15 protein-coding genes are annotated in these 14668 nt (G+C 71.6%); 6 read left to right on the top strand and 9 right to left on the bottom strand.

Annotated elements, in window-relative coordinates; all coding sequences use genetic code 11:
* The 3 genes from ectB to thpD are packed head-to-tail and all read left to right on the top strand — an operon-like array spanning window position 1 to window position 2629.
* Window positions 1-1269, top strand: a complete 1269-nt coding sequence (ectB, locus tag OG510_RS29845; protein WP_406140868.1) for a diaminobutyrate--2-oxoglutarate transaminase — start codon at window positions 1-3, stop codon at window positions 1267-1269.
* Window positions 1270-1321: 52 nt separating this feature from the next.
* Window positions 1322-1720, top strand: a complete 399-nt coding sequence (locus tag OG510_RS29840) for an ectoine synthase (RefSeq protein ID WP_164266118.1) — start codon at window positions 1322-1324, stop codon at window positions 1718-1720.
* A 6-nt stretch (window positions 1721-1726) separates the two neighbouring features.
* Complete coding sequence (thpD, locus tag OG510_RS29835; protein WP_164266119.1) at window positions 1727-2629, top strand: ectoine hydroxylase; 903 nt, start codon at window positions 1727-1729, stop codon at window positions 2627-2629.
* A 52-nt stretch (window positions 2630-2681) separates the two neighbouring features.
* Here thpD and OG510_RS29830 read toward each other — a convergent pair whose 3' ends face one another.
* From OG510_RS29830 to OG510_RS29815, 4 genes are all read right to left on the bottom strand, one after another.
* On the bottom strand, window positions 2682-3722 hold the full coding sequence (locus OG510_RS29830) for an aminotransferase class V-fold PLP-dependent enzyme (protein WP_406140865.1): 1041 nt from the start codon (window positions 3720-3722) through the stop codon (window positions 2682-2684).
* A 128-nt stretch (window positions 3723-3850) separates the two neighbouring features.
* A complete protein-coding gene (locus OG510_RS29825) occupies window positions 3851-4264 on the bottom strand; it encodes a RidA family protein (RefSeq protein ID WP_406140864.1) in 414 nt (137 codons plus the stop codon).
* A complete protein-coding gene (locus OG510_RS29820) occupies window positions 4261-5388 on the bottom strand; it encodes a mandelate racemase/muconate lactonizing enzyme family protein (RefSeq protein ID WP_406140862.1) in 1128 nt (375 codons plus the stop codon). Before OG510_RS29820 ends, OG510_RS29825 begins: the two co-directional genes overlap by 4 nt.
* Window positions 5389-5421: 33 nt before the next feature.
* Window positions 5422-6210 (bottom strand): creatininase family protein, encoded by a 789-nt coding sequence (locus OG510_RS29815; RefSeq protein WP_406142621.1) that lies wholly within the window; start codon window positions 6208-6210, stop codon window positions 5422-5424.
* Window positions 6211-6260: 50 nt separating this feature from the next.
* On the opposite strand from OG510_RS29815, the gene OG510_RS29810 reads away from it, so the two are divergent.
* Window positions 6261-7229, top strand: coding sequence for an ROK family protein (locus OG510_RS29810; RefSeq protein WP_406140861.1), 969 nt, complete (start codon window positions 6261-6263; stop codon window positions 7227-7229).
* An 89-nt stretch (window positions 7230-7318) separates the two neighbouring features.
* On the opposite strand, the gene OG510_RS29805 is transcribed toward OG510_RS29810, so the two are convergent.
* From OG510_RS29805 to OG510_RS29785, 5 genes are read right to left on the bottom strand one after another with little or no spacing between them, the layout of a single operon-like run.
* On the bottom strand, window positions 7319-8227 hold the full coding sequence (locus OG510_RS29805) for an ATP-binding cassette domain-containing protein (RefSeq protein WP_406140859.1): 909 nt from the start codon (window positions 8225-8227) through the stop codon (window positions 7319-7321).
* A complete protein-coding gene (locus OG510_RS29800) occupies window positions 8224-9036 on the bottom strand; it encodes an ATP-binding cassette domain-containing protein (RefSeq protein WP_406140858.1) in 813 nt (270 codons plus the stop codon). The genes OG510_RS29805 and OG510_RS29800 overlap by 4 nt, the downstream gene beginning before the upstream one ends.
* Window positions 9033-9947: an ABC transporter permease gene (locus tag OG510_RS29795; RefSeq protein ID WP_406142620.1), complete on the bottom strand. Its 915-nt coding sequence runs from the start codon at window positions 9945-9947 to the stop codon at window positions 9033-9035. Before OG510_RS29795 ends, OG510_RS29800 begins: the two co-directional genes overlap by 4 nt.
* Window positions 9948-9994: 47 nt before the next feature.
* On the bottom strand, window positions 9995-11005 hold the full coding sequence (locus OG510_RS29790) for an ABC transporter permease (RefSeq protein WP_406140856.1): 1011 nt from the start codon (window positions 11003-11005) through the stop codon (window positions 9995-9997).
* Window positions 11002-12576 carry an ABC transporter substrate-binding protein gene (locus OG510_RS29785; RefSeq protein WP_406140855.1) on the bottom strand — a complete coding sequence of 525 codons (1575 nt, stop codon included), beginning with the start codon at window positions 12574-12576 and terminating at the stop codon, window positions 11002-11004. The genes OG510_RS29790 and OG510_RS29785 overlap by 4 nt, the downstream gene beginning before the upstream one ends.
* Window positions 12577-12630: 54 nt before the next feature.
* Between OG510_RS29785 and OG510_RS29780 the strand changes: the two genes are divergently transcribed.
* Window positions 12631-13473 carry an IclR family transcriptional regulator gene (locus OG510_RS29780; protein WP_406140853.1) on the top strand — a complete coding sequence of 281 codons (843 nt, stop codon included), beginning with the start codon at window positions 12631-12633 and terminating at the stop codon, window positions 13471-13473.
* Window positions 13470-14537: a serine hydrolase domain-containing protein gene (locus OG510_RS29775; protein ID WP_406140852.1), complete on the top strand. Its 1068-nt coding sequence runs from the start codon at window positions 13470-13472 to the stop codon at window positions 14535-14537. Before OG510_RS29780 ends, OG510_RS29775 begins: the two co-directional genes overlap by 4 nt.
* The last annotated feature ends 131 nt before the right edge of the window (window positions 14538-14668 follow it).

Genomic DNA, 14668 nt, shown 5'->3' with positions numbered 1-14668 from the left:
GTGACCATCACCCCGCCCGCCCTGAGCGTCTTCGAGACCCTTGAGTCGGAGGTACGCAGTTACTGCCGCAGCTGGCCCGCCGTGTTCGACCGGGCCCAGGGCAGCTACCTCCACGACGAGGACGGCCACACCTACCTCGACTTCTTCGCCGGAGCCGGATCACTGAACTACGGCCACAACAACCCGGTGATCAAACGCGCGCTGATCGACTACATCGAGCGTGACGGCATCACCCACGGCCTGGACATGGCCACCACGGCCAAACGCGCCTTCCTGGAGTCCTTCCAGAACGTGATCCTGCGCCCGCGTGACCTGCCGTACAAGGTGATGTTCCCGGGCCCGACAGGCACCAACGCCGTCGAGTCGGCGCTGAAGCTGGCCCGTAAGGTCAAGGGCCGCGAGTCCGTCGTCTCGTTCACCAACGCCTTCCACGGCATGTCGCTCGGCGCGCTGGCCGTGACCGGCAACGCCTTCAAGCGGGCCGGCGCCGGTATCCCGCTGGTGCACGGCACCCCGATGCCGTTCGACAACTACTTCGACGGCCAGATCCCGGACTTCCTGTGGTTCGAGCGTCTGCTGGAGGACCAGGGCTCGGGCCTCAACAAGCCCGCCGCCGTGATCGTCGAGACGGTCCAGGGCGAGGGCGGCATCAACGTCGCACGCGCCGAGTGGCTCCGCGCGCTGCAGGAGCTCTGCCACCGCCAGGACATGCTCCTGATCGTCGACGACATCCAGATGGGCTGCGGCCGTACCGGCGGCTTCTTCTCCTTCGAGGAAGCGGGCATCACGCCCGACATCGTCACCCTGTCGAAGTCCATCAGCGGCTACGGGCTGCCGATGTCGCTCTGCCTCTTCAAGGGCGAGCTCGACGTGTGGGAGCCGGGCGAGCACAACGGCACCTTCCGCGGCAACAACCCGGCGTTCGTCACCGCCACCGCCACGCTGGAGACCTACTGGGCCGACGGCCAGATGGAGAAGCAGACGCTGGCACGCGGCGAGCAGGTCGAGCGCGCGCTCCTGGCCCTCGTCGAGGAGAATGACGGCGCGGGCGTGAGCTTCCGCGGCCGCGGCCTCGTCTGGGGCATCGAGTTCGAGGACAAGCCGCGTGCCACGGCCGTCTGCCGCCGCGCCTTCGAGCTGGGGCTCCTCCTGGAGACCTCGGGTCCGGAGAGCGAGGTCGTCAAACTCCTGCCGCCGCTGACCGTCTCCACCGAAGAACTGGACGAGGGCCTGAGCATCCTGGCCCGCGCCGTCCGCGAGACCGCCTGACACGCAGCGCATTCTCCGCGCAGCGACCGCTACACAGAAAGGCTCACGCACAGTGATTGTCCGTTCATTCAAGGATGTCGAGGGAACCGACCGGCACATCAAGTCCGCGTCGGGGACCTGGGAGAGCAAGCGCATCGTGCTGGCCAAGGAGAAGGTCGGCTTCTCCCTGCACGAGACGATTCTCTACGCGGGAACCGAGACGTCGATGTGGTACGCCAACCACATCGAGGCCGTGCTCTGCACCAAGGGCGAGGCGGAGCTCACCAACGACGACACGGGCGAGGTCCACTGGATCGAGCCCGGCACCATGTACCTGCTCAACGGGCACGAGAAGCACACTCTGCGCCCGAAGACCGATTTCCACTGTGTCTGTGTCTTCAACCCTCCGGTCACCGGACGGGAGGACCACGATGAGAACGGCGTTTACCCGCTGCTGACCGAGGAGGTCTGAAGAGCCATGACCGAAGTACTGTCCAACATCCGGGCGGATCTCTACCCCACCCGTGGTGCGAGTGAAGTGACCACCCCCCGCCAGGACCCGGTGGTCTGGTCGCAGCCCGGCGCGACGGGCCCCATCTCCCAGCCGGAGCTCCAGGGCTTCGAACGGGACGGGTTCCTCACCGTGGGCGAGCTGCTCACGGACGACGAAGTTGCTCTCTACCGCGCGGAACTGGACCGGCTGATCGCCGACCCGGGCGTCCGCGCCGACGAGCGCTCCATCATCGAGCCGAAGTCTCAGGACGTACGGTCGGTATTCGAGGTGCACAAGCTCAGCGAGGTCTTCGCACAGCTGGTGCGGGACGAGCGGCTGCTCGACCGGGCCCGGCAGATCCTGGGATCGGACGTCTACGTCCACCAGTCCCGGATCAACGTCAAGCCGGGGTTCGGCGCCAGCGGCTTCTACTGGCACTCGGACTTCGAGACGTGGCACGCGGAGGACGGTCTCGCGAACATGCGGACCGTATCGGTCTCGATCGCGCTGACCGAGAACTTCGACACCAACGGCGGCTTGATGATCATGCCGGGTTCGCACCAGCATTTCCTGGGGTGCGCGGGTGAGACGCCGAAGGACAACTACAAGCGGTCGCTCCAGATGCAGGACGCGGGCATCCCGTCGGACGAGGCGCTGACGCGGATGGCGGACGCGCACGGCATCAAGCTCTTCACGGGCCGTGCCGGTTCGGCCACCTGGTTCGACTGCAACTGCATGCACGGTTCGGGTGACAACATCACTCCGTACGCCCGCAGCAATGTCTTCATCGTGTTCAACAGCGTGGACAACGCAGCGGTGGAGCCCTTCTCGGCTCCGATCCGGCGCCCCGAGTTCATCGGTGCGCGGGACTTCACTCCGGTGAAGTGATCTGAGATACGCGGGAGGGGGACGGCATACGGTGCCGTCCCCCTCCCGCGTATCAGCCGGAGAGCGCGTCGAGGAGCCGGTCGACGTCGGCCGGTGAGTTGTAGAGGTGGAAGGCGGCGCGCAGATTGCCCGCACGGTCGGAGAGTTCGACGCCCGCCCGGCTCAGCTCGTCACGGCGGTGGCCGAGCCCCGGGGCCGAGACGATCGCCGACCCGGGAGCCGCGATCGGCTGCTGCCCGATCCGGTCGAGCCCCGCCCGGAAACGGTCGGCGAGCGCGATGTCGTGGCGCCCGATCGCCGCGGGCCCCAGCTCCTCGATCAGAGCGAGAGAGTGCCGCGCCCCTGCGTACGAGAACAGGCTGGGGCTCTCGTCGAACCGCCGTGCGGAGTGGGCGAGTTCGGCCACCGGCCCGTAGCAGCTGGCCCAGGGCTCCTCCCCCGCGACCCAGCCGGCGAGTACAGGTGTCACCCCGCCCAGGTCCTCGGGCACCACCAGGAAGCCGACACCGCGTGGGCAGCACAGCCATTTGAAGGCGACGGCCACGGTGAAGTCGTCCCGCGTCGCGTCGAGCGGGAGCCAGCCCACCGACTGCGAGGCGTCCACCAGGGTGCGGGCGCCGTGCGCACGGGCCGCGGTCCTGATCGCTGCGAGGTCGGCCATCCGGCCGTCGGCCGACTGCACCGCGCTCACCGCGACGAGCGCGGTGCCCGGGCGCACCGATTCCGCCAGCGACTCCAGCGGTACGAAGCGCACCTTGAGGTCGCCGCGTACCACGAAGGGGGTCACCAGTGAGCTGAACTCCCCTTCGGCGGCGAGGACTTCGGCCCCCGCGGGCAGCGAGCCCGCGATCAGTCCGCAGTAGACGGCGACGGAGGCCCCGGCCGCGACACGGGCGGCCGGGACTCCGGCGAGCCGGGCGAAGGAGGCCCGGGACGCCTCCACGTCGGCGAACATGTCGGTCGGCCTGCCCGCGGCCGCCCGTGTCACCGCGGTGTGCATCGCGGCGACCGTGCGGGCCGGCAGCAGACCGCTGCTCGCAGTGTTCAGATACGTCATCTCGGGCGCGAACTCGGCGCCTGCCAGAGTCTCCATGGACCCCACTCTGCGGCCCCGGCCGCGCACCGTCCATGGCGCGACCGCGCCGAGTACCGCCAAGTGGTCCTTATGGAACGGCCCTGACCTGCACGTTCGAACCGAAGCCCCCGTCCCGGGGGGCAGCCTCAGTTTCGGGCGCGGGCCACCACGTCGATCTCGACCAGGATGTCCATCAGCTCGGAGCCCACCGTGGTGCGCACCGGGTAGGGCGCCGTGAAGAACTCCCCGTACGCGGCGTCGAAGGCGGCGAAGTCCCGGTGCAGGTGCGCCAGATGCACGGTCACCTTGACCACGTCGTCCAGGGCCAGGGCGCGTTCGGCGAGCACCGAACGGACGTTGCGCAGCACCTGCGCCGTCTGTTCCCCGACGGTGCCCGGCACTTCTCCGGTCACCGGGTCCTGCGGGCCGAAGCCCGCCGTGTACAGGAACCCGCCGGCCAGTACGCCCTGGCTGTAGGCGCCGGCGGGCCGTGGCGCGTGCGCGCTGTGCACCGCCTGCTTGCCGGTCCGCCCCTCCTGCTGCTCGTGTGCGGGGCTCATCCGGTCAGGTCTCCTTCGCGCTCGTTGACCCCGGCGAAGTGGCGCAGCTTCTCCTCGTCCACGCTCACCCCGAGGCCGGGTCCTGTGGGCACCCGCAGCCGGCCGCCTTCGAGGTGCAGCGGCTCGATGATGTCGTCGGCGTGCAGGTAGTACATGCTGTCGATGGCCCGGGAGAGGACCGGGGTGCTGGACACGACGGCCAGATGGGCGGCGGTCGCGATGCCCAGTTCGCCGCCGCTGTGCAGGTTCATCCCGAGCCCGAAGGTCTCGCAGTGGGCGGCGAGCGCCTTGGTCGCGGCGATGCCGCCCCATTTGTAGACGTCGCCGTGGATCACGTCGACGGCGTTCAGCCGGATCGCCGGGGCGAACTCCTCGAACCGGACGACGCACATATTGGTGCAGAGCGGGATGCGGACCTTGGCGTGCACCTGGCTCATGCCCTCGATGCCGACGCAGGGGTCCTCCAGATACTCCAGGTCGAGCTCCTCCAGGGCGATCCCGGCGCGTACCGAGTCGGGGACCGACCAGGCCGCGTTCGGGTCGACCCGCAGGTTCACCCGGGGCAGGGCCGTGCGGATCGCCCGCAGGATGGCCACGTCACCCGCGACGTCCCTGGTGCCCTTGAGCTTGACCGCGTCGAAGCCGCCTTCGGCGACGACCCGTGCGGTGTGCTCGGCCAGCGCATCCGGCAGCCCGTCGGCGCCCACGCCCGGCGCGTCGGCGCGGGTCACCAGGGCGGTGATGGGGACCTCGTCGCGTACCGGGCCGCCCAGCAGATCGGTGACGGACTGCCCGGTGGCCTTGCCCATCGCGTCCCAGCAGGCCACGTCGAGGGCGGCGATGGCCGCGTAACCCAGGTATCCGTGGAAGAACGGCACCATGTGCTGCTTGCGGTGGAAGCTCTCCAGCGCGAACGGGCTGGTGCCGATCAGGTCGGCTGCGAGCGCTTCGACGATCGCCGCGACGGGGCGGCCCCACATCGTCTCGCCCCAGCCGTCGACACCGGAGTCGGTACGGATCCGCACGACCGTGCGGGTCTCCCCCGTCTTGGTCTCGAAGGAGCTGGTGAACGGATTGACCAGCGGAAGGTTGACAACCCACACGTCGACATCAGTGATCTTCATAGCTCTCTCTGTCTCTCCTCGGGTCTGCGTGGTTCAGCGGGATGCCGCGTCGAAGGCGCGGACCGCGCGGGCCAGCCCGGTGGCCCGGTCGTCGAGCAGCCGGGTGCCGTGCTCCGCGTCGGCGCCGGACGCGTCGTCGGTCGCGCCGCCCACCCGCTCCCACTCGCCGTGGCGTTCCACGGTCAGCCCCGGGTACGGCGGGCTGTCGAAGAGCGGCGGGGGCTCGACCGGGGCGCGGGCCGGTACCGGCGTACGGACCAGGTCCGGGTGGGCGGCCAGCATCAGCGAGGTCTCGAACCACCCGGCGTGGCCGGGGGTGACCTCGGGCCTGCCGCCGTCGTCGGCGCCCGATGTGACGGTCCAGTACGAGCAGGCGGCGACGGTCACGGCGGAGCGCAGCGCGAACCGCTTCACGGCGAGGCGCATGATCTCGTCGTTGCCGCCGTGCCCGTTCACCACCATGATCCGGCGGTAACCGCTGGTCACGAGCGAGTCCAGGATGTCGTCCAGTACGGCGCCGAGGGTGGCGGCGGAGAGCGAGACGGCGGCGGCGAACAGATGGTGCGGGCTGTGCCCGAAGGGCAGGGTCGGCAGCCGTACCAGTTCCGGCGCGTCCGGCTCCCGGGAGAGCAGGGCGGTGGCCCGGTCGACCACCGCGTCGGCGAGCAGGGTGTCGGTGCCCATCGGCAGATGCCCGGCGTGCTGCTCCTGGGACCCGATGGGCAGCAGGGCGACGCCGTGCGCACCGGCCGCGCGCACCTCGCCCCAGGTCAGTTCGGTCAGCCGGGCCGGGCCGGCCGGTTGCCGGTGGCCGGGTTGCAGTTGGCTCACAGTGCTACCTCCTCGAAACTCCGCCGTGGCAGAGTCGGCGCATGGTGCAGAGACGTTCTCCGTTGCGGTTGGTGCCCGAGCCGGCTCCGGCCCCCTTCGCGCCCGGCGCCCGGCGGACGCTCGGCGCGGTCGAGCTGGTGCCGGGCCGGATCACCGCGGCCGTTCTGACGCTGTCGGGCGCCGTGCTGGAGCGGGCGGAGACCGCGTACGACGCGGGTACCGCGACGCCGGATGACATCGACGCCGCGCTCGCCGTGGCGGCGCGAGTCTTCGCCGGTCACGATCCGGACGGGGTCGGCGTGGCCGCCGCCGGTCTGGTCGATCCGGAAGCGGGCCTGATCACCGAGGTCAACGACGTCCCCGCGCTGCACGGCTACCCGGTGGCCGCGCGGCTCGGCGCGCTGACCGGGCTGCGGGTGCGGGTGGAGCACCGGGCCAGGCTCCAGGTGCTCGGTGACCGCTGGTTCGGCGCGGGGCGCGGGCGGCGTACCTTCGCGTCGGTCTCGACCGGCGAGGTGCTGGGCGTGGGCATCCTCTACGACGGTGAGGTGCTGGCCCCGCCCGGCGGCCGCAGCGGCGCCCATATGACGGTGTCGGCCAGTGGCGCCCCGTGCACCTGCGGACGCCGCGGCTGCTGGAAGACCGTGGCCACCACCCGCTGGCTGCGGGAGCGCTCGCGGGCGGCCGGTCTCGGCGACGGGGTCTCGCTGGCCGCGCTGGTGGAGCGGACGGACGAGCCGGCCCGCCGGGTGACCGAGGAGTACGCGCGGAACGTGGCCCTCGGTCTGGTCAATGTGCAGCAGCTCTTCGCTCCGGGGCTCTTCGTGCTGCACGGCGAGGCCCGGGAGGGCGGCGAGCGGTTCCGTACGCTGATCGAGGAGCGGCTGCGCGCCGACAGCGCCGACGGGGCCTCGGGCGCCGCCGAGCAGCCGAGGGTGCTGGTCAGTGCGGCGGCCGTGGACGATGTGGCCCTGCTCGGCGGGGCCGGTCTCGTGCTGTCGCAGCTGTAGGACGCGGGGCCGCTGGACGGCGTACCGCGGCGGGGCGGCGGGTGCCGGGTCCGCGGCGCGCGGGCGGTCCGGCTGTGGGGCGTATCCGGTCATCGCGGCCCGTCCCCCGCCCCGGCCGCGCCGGCCGCGCCGGCCCGCAGCCCCGCCGTCCGGCGTGCGGTGCGCGGGTCCGGGTCGGGCACCGCGTCGAGGAGCCGGCGGGTGTACGCGTGCCGGGGTCGCCGGAAGACGTCGGCTGCTTCGCCGACCTCCACCAGGGCGCCTCCGCGCATCACGGCGACCCGGTCGGCCACCTGCCGCACCACGGCCAGGTTGTGCGAGACGAAGACATACGTCAGACCGAGGCGCTGCTGGAGCTCCGCGAGCAGGTCGAGGATCCGGGCCTGCACCGAGACGTCGAGGGCGCTGGTGGGTTCGTCGAGGACCACGAGCCGGGGCTCGATGGCGAGCGCGCGGGCGATCGAGACGCGCTGGCGCTGACCGCCGGAGAACTCGTGCGGATAGCGGTCCTGGATCCCCGCGTCCAGGCCGACCGCTTCCAGGAGTTCACCGACGCGCTCCCTGGTGCGGGCCCTGCCGCGCCGTCCGCGGGCCGCCGGATCGTGGGTGACCAGGGGTTCCGCCACGATGTCGGCGATCCGCATCCGCGGGTTCATGCTGGAGTACGGATCCTGCAGGACGACCTGCATCTGCTTGCGTACGGAGCGCAGCTGGGCCGGGGTGAGGCCGCCGAGGTCCTGCCCCGCGAACCGCACCAGGCCCGCGGTGGGTTCGATGAGGCGCAGCAGCAGCCTGGTCAGCGTGGTCTTGCCGCACCCCGATTCGCCGACGAGGGCCAGGGTCTCGCCCTCGTACACCGTCAGCGACACGTCGTCCACGGCGACGCTCACCGGCCTGCTGCCGAACTCCTTGCGCAGGCCGTCCAGTTCGAGCAGCGGGCGGCCCTGTTCCGATGTCGTGCGTGATGTCGTGCGTGATGTCGTGCGTACGGGTGTCATGCCGGCTCCAATCGGGGGGTGGCGTCCAGGAGCCGGCGGGTGTAGTCGTCCGCCGGGTGCGCGAAGACGTCCAGGACGTCACCGGTCTCCACGACCCTGCCGTGGTTCATGACGGCGACCCGGTCGGCGGTCTCGGCCACCACGCCGAGGTCATGGGTGATCAGGACGACGGCCATGCCGTGCCGTTGCCGCAGCTCGACCAGGAGGTCGAGGATCTGCCGCTGCACGGTGACGTCGAGCGCGGTGGTCGGCTCGTCGGCGATGAGCACCCGTGGCCTGCCCACCAGCGCGGTCGCGATCATCACCCGCTGGCGCAGCCCGCCGGAGAGTTCGTGCGGGTACTGCCGGTAGCGGCGTTCCGGGTCGGGGATGCCGACCTCGTCCAGTGCCGCGACGGCGGCCTCCCGCGCTTCGGCCCTGGACACGCCCCGGTGGTGCCGGAGCACTTCGGCGACCTGGCTGCCGACCCGCTGGAGCGGGTCGAGGCTGGTCATCGGGTCCTGGAAGACCATGGCGATGTCATGGCCCCTGATCCGGCCGAGCTCCTTCTCGGAGAGCGCGAGCAGATCGCGGCCGTCGAAGTGGATCTCGCCGCCGCTGTAGACGCAGGGCGGTTCCGGGTTGAGGCGCAGCACCGACAGGGCGGTGGCCGTCTTCCCACTGCCGGACTCGCCGACGACGGCGAGCGTCTCACCGGCCGCGACCTCCAGGGAGACCCCCCGGACGGCGTGCACCGTGGAGCTCTCCAGCCGGAAGTCGACACTGAGGTCGCTGATGCGGAGGAGCGGCTCCGCTGAGGTGGGTTTCATCGGCGGTACGCCTTCGGGTCCGCGACGTCGCGCAGGGCGTCGCCGGTGATGTTGACAGCGAGCGAGGTGATCATCAGGGCGGCTCCGGGGAAGACGGCGAGCCACCAGGAGGTGCCCAGGTAGAGCTGTCCGTCGGAGAGCATCGAGCCCCAGGTGACGGTCTCCTTGGGGACCCCGAGGCCGAGGTAGCTCAGGGACGCCTCGGCGACGATCGCCGCGGCGATGTGCAGGGTGCCGATGGTGGCGAGCGGTGCCAGCACATTGGGCAGCAGATGGCGGCGCATGATGGTGCCGTCCGTGACACCGATGGCCCGTGCCTCGGTGATGAAGTCGCGGGAGCGCAGCGACATGACCTCGGAGCGGACGACGCGGGCGTAGGAGACCCAGCCGGTGAAGCCGAGCACGAGGATCACGTACCAGAGGCCGGAGCCGAGGAAGCCGACGATGGCCAGTGCCAGCAGGATCGCGGGGAAGGCCAGCTGGACGTCGGCGAGGCGCATCAGTACGCGGTCGGTCCAGCCGCCGAAGTAGCCGGAGGCCAGGCCGACGGCGGTGCCGATGACTCCGGCGAGGAGCGCGGCGCCCGCGCCCACCAGGAGCGAGACCCGGGTGCCGTAGATGACGCGGGACAGCATGTCCCGGCCGAGCTGGTCGGTGCCCAGGAGATGGGCGCTGCTGCCGCCGTGCTGCCAGGCGGGCGGCCTGAGCCGCAGCAGCAGGTTCTGCGTGTTCGGGTCGTGCGGGGCGATGAGCGGGGCGAACACGGCGGCGATCAGCATCACCGCGAGTACGGCCAGGGCGATGACCGCGAGCCGGTTGCGCAGCAGGGCCCGCAGGGCGGCGGCTCCTGGGCCACGGGCGGGCGGCGGGGCCGGAGTTGACGGGGCCGCGGCTGCGGAGCCGTCCGGCACGTCGGACGGTGGTGCGACGAGGGTCCTGTTCACTGGGCGCAGCGGGCTCACTTGGTTGACCTCACCCTCGGGTCGAGGAAGCTGTAGGAGAGGTCCACCAGCAGGTTCACCACGACGAAGGTGGCGGCGAAGAACAGCACCGTTGCCTGGACCAGCGGGAAGTCTCGTTTGGAGATGGCCTCGATGGTCAGCTGTCCGACCCCGGGCCAGGAGAAGACCTGTTCGGTGAGGATCGCGCCGCCGAGCAGGCTGCCGACTTCGAGGCCGACCACGGTGATGACGGGCAGTGACGCGTTGCGCAGCCCGTGCCTGAGCACCACCTTGACCGGTCCGAATCCCTTGGCCCGTGCGGTGCGGATGTGGTCGGACGAGAGCACGTCGATCAGCGATGACCGCAGCAGCCGGGCGACGACGGCGACGGAGTAGACGGCGAGGGTGACCGCGGGGAGCACCAGGTTGGCGAAGGTGCCGTAGCCGGACGCCGGGAGGACGTGCAGTCCCACGGCGAAGACGAGGATCAGCAGGATGCCGACCCAGAAGGGCGGTGTGGACTGCCCGAGGAGCACCCCGGTCATCACCCCGCGGTCGGAGGCCCGGCCGCGGCGCATGGCCGCGAAGATCCCGGCGGGCACCGCGATGACCAGGGTCACCACCAGTGCGGCGCCCGCGAGTTGGAGGGTGGCGGGCAGCCGGTCGGCGAGGACCGTCCTGACGGGTTCGTTGTAGAAGAGGGAGTTGCCGAAGTCGAGGCGCGGCAGCCCCCAGAGGAAGTCCAGGTACTGGGTGAACAGCGGCCGGTTCAGGCCGAGACTCGCCCGCAGCACGGTCTCCTGGTGTGCGGTGGCGTCCGGCGGGAGCAGCTGTTTGACGGGGTCGCCGGAGAGCCGGACCAGGAAGAACGAGACGGTCGCCGTGCACAGCAGGACGAGCAGCGCGGTGCCGAGCCGCACCAGGACACCGCGCAGCAGCCGGGTCCGGTCGCGGACGGTACGGGCGGGGGCGGGCGGCGTACCGTCCGGTTCCGTCGCGTCGGGTTCCAGGAGGGACAGGTCGCTCATACCGTGACCTCCGCGTTCTGCAGGGCCAGCGAGCCGGCGGCGCCCGGTTTCCACCGGGGCCGGGCGTTGCGGGCGAGGATGTTGTCGAGCTGGTAGAGGAAGACGAAGGGCGCCTGCTCGCGCATCAGCCGCTGGAGGTCGGAGAAGGCGCGGGCGCGTTCGGCGGGGTCGACGGAGAGTTCCTCGGTGTCGATGAGCCGGTCCGCCTCCTTGGAGTGCCAGCGGCTCTGCCGGCGGTCGCTGCGCACGACGGACTGGAGCATGCTCTCGCCGTCGAGGGTCCATACGGTGCTCGCGGCCAGGTACATCGGGCCGAGCGCGCCGTGGTTGTCGGAGGTGAGCCGGGCCGCGTACGTACCGGGGTCGAGGAGGGCGACGCGGGCGCGTATTCCGGCCCTGGCGAGGAGCCCGGAGAGCGCCTCGGCGACGTTGGAGTCGGCGTTGGACGCGGTGAGCGTGGTGGTGAAGCCGTGCGGGTATCCGGCCTCGGCGAGCAGCGCGCGGGCCTTCGCCGCCGAGCGGGTGAAGGGCTTGACGGAGGGGTCGAAGCCGAAGGCGCCACGCGGGATCATCGCGGGGACCTCACGGGCCTTGCCGCCGAGCACCGCCTTGATCAGCAGCGGGACATCGATCGCGTGGTTGAGCGCCTGCCGCACCCGGTGGTCGCCGAGCGGGCCGCCGTCCAGGGTGTTCAGCGAGAGGTACGAGGTGCGGATGCCCGGATAGTTCTCCAGCGTCACCCCGGTGTACCCGGCCAGCTGCTGGGCGGCGTCGGGGGTCAGCCCGGTGACGAGGTCGACGCCGCCGCTCTGGAGGGCGGCGAGCGAGGACGACGGGTTGGGCGCCGGGCTGAAGACGAGTTCGTCCACGTGCGGCCTGCCCTGCCAGTGCTTGCTGTTGGCCCGCATCCGCAGCTGGTGGTCGCGCTGCCAGCTGACGAAGGTGAAGGGGCCGGTGCCGACGGGGCGGGCGGCGAAGCCCTCGTCACCCGCTTCGGCGAGATAGCGGGGCGGGACGACCACACCGCCGAACAGGGAGAGCTTGTCGGGCAGGATCGGGTCGTGCAGCGTGGTGTGCACATCCACCGTGAGCCGGTCGACGACGCTCACGCTCTTCACGTAACGCAGCTCGACGATGGGCGACTTGGTCGCCGGGTCGAGCAGCCGCTCGATGCTGAACTTCACGGCGGCCGCGTCGCAGGGCTCGCCGTTGTGGAACCGCACTCCGGGGCGCAGCCGGAACCGCCAGGTGTGTGCGGAGCGGGCCGTCCAGGAGAGGGCCAGGCGCGGGTGCAGCTTGTTGTCGCGGCCCCGGGTGGTGAGGGTGTCGAACATGTTGATCAGGGCGTTCATCGACACCATGTCGCCCTGTTTCTGCGGGTCCATGGTGAGGGCGTCGCCGGGCTGCGAGACCCGCAGGACATTGCCGGCGCTGCTCGCGGGGTCGGCACCACACCCCGTCAGGAGAGCCGGGGCTGCGACGGCAGGGACGATCAGACCGCCGAGCCGCAGCACGTCGCGGCGGGACGGGCGGATGCGGTCCACGGCCCACCCCTGACGTATTCGTTCCATTGAACAACACTTCCGTTCCGGAAGATGGAATGCGATGGGGTTAAGCTAGGCGTCATGCCGAACACGGTCAACACCCGATCGAGCGAGCAGGAGCCCGGGAAGGGCCCAGTCGACAAAGCCATGGAGGTACTGGAGGCACTGGTACGGACGGGCGGCCCGCACCGTCTTGGCGAGATCGCACGGCGCACCGGGCTCACCAAACCGACGGTCCACCGCCATCTGCGGACCATGGCCGAGTACGGCTTCGCCCAGCCGGCGGAGGGCGGCAGTTACCGCGCGGGGCCCCGGCTGCTCGGCCTGGCCGCGGCCGCGCTGGACGCCGGGGACGACCTCCGGCTGGTCCGCCCGGCACTGGCGGATCTGCGTACCCGCACCGGTCTGCTCGCGTACTACGCGGTGCGGCACCGGTCCACCGCCGTGCTCCTGGAGCAGTCGGAACCGGTGCGCGGATACCGGATGAGCACCCGCCCCGGCGGCGAGACCCCGCTGTACTGCACGGCGGCGGGCCTGGCGATGCTCTCCGCGCTGCCGGACCCGGAGGTGGATGCCGTGCTCGAAGAGACCGCGCTCACCGCGCTCACCTTCCGCACCCTCACCGAACCGGCCGAGATCCGGGCCGAGTTGGTCCGTACGGCGGAGCGGGGTTACGCGGTCGACGACGAGTACCACGAGCAGGACGTCCGGGCGGTGGCCGCGCCGGTGACGGACGGGGACGGACGGGTGGTGGGCGCGCTGGGGGTCTGCGGGCTGACGTTCACCCTGGACCCGGAGAGCGCAGGACTGTTCGGGCCGATGGTGCGCGCGGCCGCCCGTACCGTCTCGGCGGGCCTCGGCAGCGGCGGCCCCGCACTGGGCGTCGTCGGAGGCACGGCGGCGCGGGGCGGTGAGCGGGCATGAACGGCACGGACGAGGTGAACTCGGCGCTGCCGGAGGCGAGTCGGCCGGCCCAGCTGCTCGCCGCGGGGCGGGAGCGCCGGGTCTACTCGGCGGCCGCCTGGTCGGTCGGCACCGCGGACGGCCCGCTGGACCGGGGCTGGACCGGCACCAGGAGCTGGACGGGGCCCGCGCTGGACGGCAGCGAACTGTGGGATCTCGCATCGGTGACGAAGCCCGTCGCGGGTCTCGCCGTGATGGCCCTGGTCGACGCGGGCGTCCTGGCGCTCACCGACACGGTGGGCGGGCATCTGCCGGAGTACCGCGGCGGCGACAAGGCCAACCTGACCCTCCATCACCTGCTGACGCACACATCGGGGTTGCCGGGAGGCGTGCCGCTCTACCGGGGGCACGGGACGCGTACGGCACTGCTGAACGCGGTACGCATGCTGGCGCCGGCCGCCCCGCCGGGCACCCGGGTCCAGTACTCCTCGCAGGGGTTCATCCTGCTCGGGCTGATCGCGGAGGCCGCCGCCGGGCGCCCACTGGACCGGCTGGTCGCGGAACTGGTCTGCGCGCCGCTGGGGTTGGCGGCGACCGGCTTCAATCCGGACGCGGCGGGCCGGGCCCGCGCGGTGGCCACCGAGGACTGCCCGTGGCGCGGCCGGGTGGTGACCGGCGAGGTGCACGACGAGAACGCCGCGGTGCTCGGCGGGGTGGCCGCACACGCCGGCCTGTTCGCCCCGCTGGACGACATGGAACGGCTGGGCAGGTCGCTGGCGGGCGGCGGCCGGGAGCTGCTGCGGCCCGGCACGTTCGCCCTGATGACGGCGGGCCACACGGACGGCCTCGCGCTGCGCAGGGGCCTCGCCTGGCAGGGCCAGGACCCGGTGGGCTCCCCCGTCGGCGACTCGTTCGGGCCCGCTTCGTACGGGCACACCGGGTTCACCGGTACGAGCCTCTGGGTGGACCCGGTGGCCGGACGGTACGCGGTGCTGCTCACCAACCGGGTGCATCCCAGCAGGGCCGGGGACGGTATCGCCGCGGTGCGCCGCGCCTTCCACGACATGGCGTACGTGCTCGGTTAGGGGTGGGCCGGGGCAGCGCAAAAGGCCCTGCCCCGGCCCCGCCCGGCCACCGATGCCGCCCATCACGGGCACGGTCACGCCCGGCCACCGCCCCTGATCACCGCACGGTCATGCACGCTCAGGGCCCTCGA

Origin of the sequence: Streptomyces sp. NBC_01089, assembly GCF_045162975.1 — a bacterium.
Taxonomy (GTDB): Bacteria; Actinomycetota; Actinomycetes; order Streptomycetales; family Streptomycetaceae; genus Streptomyces.
The sequence above is the reverse complement of the archived record's forward strand: the minus strand, read 5'-3'. Positions and strand labels throughout refer to the sequence as shown.